General features: G+C 33.1%; 2 protein-coding genes and 2 pseudogenes. 3 read left to right on the top strand and 1 reads right to left on the bottom strand.

The window, feature by feature from the left end; translation table 11 throughout:
- Together NEH74_RS13170 and NEH74_RS13740 are read left to right on the top strand one after the other, a co-directional pair.
- Nucleotides 1-683, top strand: a pseudogene (locus NEH74_RS13170) (IS630 family transposase); the annotation flags it as partial.
- Nucleotides 666-1,637 (top strand): immunoglobulin-like domain-containing protein, encoded by a 972-nt coding sequence (locus tag NEH74_RS13740; RefSeq protein WP_411040628.1) that lies wholly within the window; start codon nt 666-668, stop codon nt 1,635-1,637. The pseudogene NEH74_RS13170 and the gene NEH74_RS13740, both read left to right, overlap by 18 nt.
- 192 nt (nt 1,638-1,829) lie before the next feature.
- Here NEH74_RS13740 and NEH74_RS13160 read toward each other — a convergent pair whose 3' ends face one another.
- Nucleotides 1,830-2,573, bottom strand: a complete 744-nt coding sequence (locus NEH74_RS13160) for a hypothetical protein (RefSeq protein ID WP_055305311.1) — start codon at nt 2,571-2,573, stop codon at nt 1,830-1,832.
- 169 nt (nt 2,574-2,742) lie between these two features.
- On the opposite strand from NEH74_RS13160, the pseudogene NEH74_RS13155 reads away from it, so the two are divergent.
- Nucleotides 2,743-3,246 (top strand): annotated as a pseudogene (locus NEH74_RS13155) (Pr6Pr family membrane protein); the annotation flags it as partial.

Below are 3,246 nucleotides of genomic sequence, written 5' to 3'. Positions count from 1 at the left end.
TTGGGTAAAAAGAGAATTTGATATCTCATTTACTAAAGGAGGAATGCGTGACATGTTGTTACGCTTAGGTTTTAGCTACACACGTCCGACTTACTCATTAGCGAGAGCTAGTCAAGAAAAACAAGAGGGATTTAGACAGGAATTTGAACAATTAAAAAATTTTGATTCGTGGAGAGATTGATCATTTATTGTTTCAAGATGAAAGTTCCATTAGAGATTATCAATCATTAGTCAATAATTGGTTTCCCAAAGGAAAACAACGGATCATTCCTACTTACGGAAATAATAAAAGTGTCAAATTAATAGGAATCCTTAACTATGAGACAGGTCACGTTTATGTTCAAGAAGAAGAACGTTACACAGCTGAGATTTTTCTTAAATTCTTAAACAATGTTTTAAAGGAATATCCAAGTGGAAAGATTGTTTTGATTTTAGATAATGCAAGAATTCATCACGCTAAAGTCATACAACCTTTTTTAAACGAACACAAAAATAGATTAAGGTTAGTCTTTTTACCACCTTATAGTCCTGAATTAAACTTAATTGAAGGATTATGGAAATGGTTAAAACAATCTGTGATTCATAATGTCTTTTATAAAAATATAAATGAGATTAGAAACGCTGTTCAAGGATTTATTCAACATATCAATGAAAGACCTTCAGAAGTGATCCAAAGACTCTGCGAAAAAAATGTGAAAAACTTATCTGTTTCTATATATATTTCTCATAATAAGGTCAATGATCTTAGCCCACTTGAACACTTTAAAGAGCTTGATTTGTTTGATTATTCTTTTAATCAGATCTCTGATATTAGTAGTGTCAATAATCTAGAGGAAATCCGCTATGGAGATATAAATAGCCAGGCCATCTATCTTCCGTCACAAACTATAAAAAAAGGTGAATCTGTTGTCGTTACTAATCCAATAAAAGCTGAAGATGGAGTTGTTAGAGATATTGTTGTTAATGGTGGAAAATACGATGAATCAACGAATCAAATTATATGGGAAAACATCACAACTAACCAAACCTTATCTTATCAATTTACGAAGACTATTGATTACCCGAAATATGGTGGAATGATTGAGTTTTCAGGAACTGTCTTTGTTGATGTAGTCATTCTAGGAGAACCACCGATTCTGAGTGGAGTTGACGACTTAACTATTCCTTTTGGTGAAGAATTTAATCCTTTACAAGGTGTTCAAGGTTATGATGCTGAAGATGGTGATATTACCGATCAAATTATTGTTGAAGGCAAAGTTGATATTTTCACACCTGGAACATATGAACTCGTTTATCAGGTCACAGATTCGGAAAATCAAACGACGACAGCAACACGTATAATTACGGTTGAATTGCCGGCGTCTAGCATTAATCAAATACCAACTATAGAAGTAAAGGATCGAATTGTTAAAAAAGGAACAAACTTTGATCCGCTTGAAGGTGTTCAAGCTTATGATGTAGAAGATGGAGACATTACGAATCAAATTAAAGTCATTCATAATAATGTGAATACCAATCATGTAGGCACGTATCAAGTCATATATGAAGTGGTGGATAGTCAGGGAGCTAAGGCTACACGCTTGATTACTGTTCAAGTACGCGATATTCCGCAAACTGGGCTGTCACTGTTTAATTAAAAGGACCTCAAATGAGGTCCTGTTTTTGTAGGATATCTTCTATATATTCTCAATCTTCCTTGAACTGTGTTTAACGATATTATAATTTTTTTCTCATAGTCTAGCGAAATGAAGCGATGTGCCACCCCCGTACTAGAAAACTATATAATTATAACAGACTCAATGTCTTCAACTTTCATTTTTCTAATCAAATTAATTCTCTTTTTTAAACCAATACTCAATCTGTAATTTCATTGATTCTTGATGTTCTTCAAATTGTTTAAATCGATGTGCATTTGCACCAGAAGGATGAGGGAACCCTTTTAATATTTGATGCTCATTAATCAAGTTTTTATTTGATAAATAAAGAAGTACTTCTTCAACACCTTTACCAAGTGGGATAATCAAGACATCATCTAATTTAGATAACTCATCCACAAAGTGATCTGTGATATAACGAAGAAGTATAGGCGTTTTTAATAACTTTGGGGTATGCCCTGTATAATTCTTCCCTTTTACAAAGACAGGGTAGGGGATAAGTGAAACGGTATGTAATAAGTCATCATGTTCATTGAATAACTCATTGGCATCTTTTAACCCTAGGTAGTCGTTTAAATTTAATCGATTCAATAAAGCTAATAGATTTTGACGTAAACTTCCACTAAAACGTCCCGCTACCTTACAATGATATTTTATTTCATCTAGTGAAAGGCCTTCTTCAATCCTTATACGAGCTTCTGCTATTGCCGTACTCATTTGCTCAAAGCCAGGTGTAATCCCAACAATGAAAATCTTTGCTTTTGGATTTAAATACTCATTATGGGGAGCATAATAAATTTCAATATCACCATACTTTTCAACCAAAAGTTCAGGAATTAATAATTCATCTTTTGTGTACTTCTTTTTTAGGGGGAGTTGTTTAATCACTTCAATATAATCTTCTAGATGTTGTTTCATTAGTTTAACCTCACATTTTTCGAAATCCTTACTCATATACTTGGGATGGGGAGGGAGTTTCATGTTTAAATTCATTTGGAGAATTCTAATACTTATCAGCACTTCTTATGGTATTTATGGGGGTGTTTATATGGCGGCTGATTAACCAAACTTAGGCTTCTTATTATACTACACCACACAAAGTAACCTTTGGTGCTGTCTCTTCTTTTTATATTTAATGATGACAAATAGAAAAAGACCATGGATAAAAGGTGGGATTACGGCAGCGATTATCGTTACTTTTATATTATACCAATTCATCATCCTTCCTTACTGTTTAAAATATGGCTCAATGCATCAGTTATTTTCTTCAACAGATATTGCTGTTCATTACCTCTCTCCATTTCTTGTAGTGATGGACATGATTTTATTTGATAAGAATCAAGATTACTCTTGGTATATACCATTTCAGTGGTTATTAATTCCCATCATCTATTTCTTTTATATTGTTGGTCGTACATTCTTTCACCGACCTGTTCCAGAACCCGAGCATCCTTATCTTTATTTCTTTTTAGATATTACCGATATTGGGATTCAAAATTTTATCCACAACATTATTGGGATTACGCTCATCTTCTTAGTAGCAGGATACTTCGTTTTAATAATAAATCAAATAAAAGGGGCTGTCTCAAAA

This window comes from Turicibacter sp. GALT-G1 (assembly GCF_025594995.1).
GTDB classification, from domain to species: Bacteria; Bacillota_I; Bacilli_A; order MOL361; family Turicibacteraceae; genus Turicibacter; species Turicibacter bilis.
This window is presented reverse-complemented; position numbering and strand designations above follow the sequence as displayed.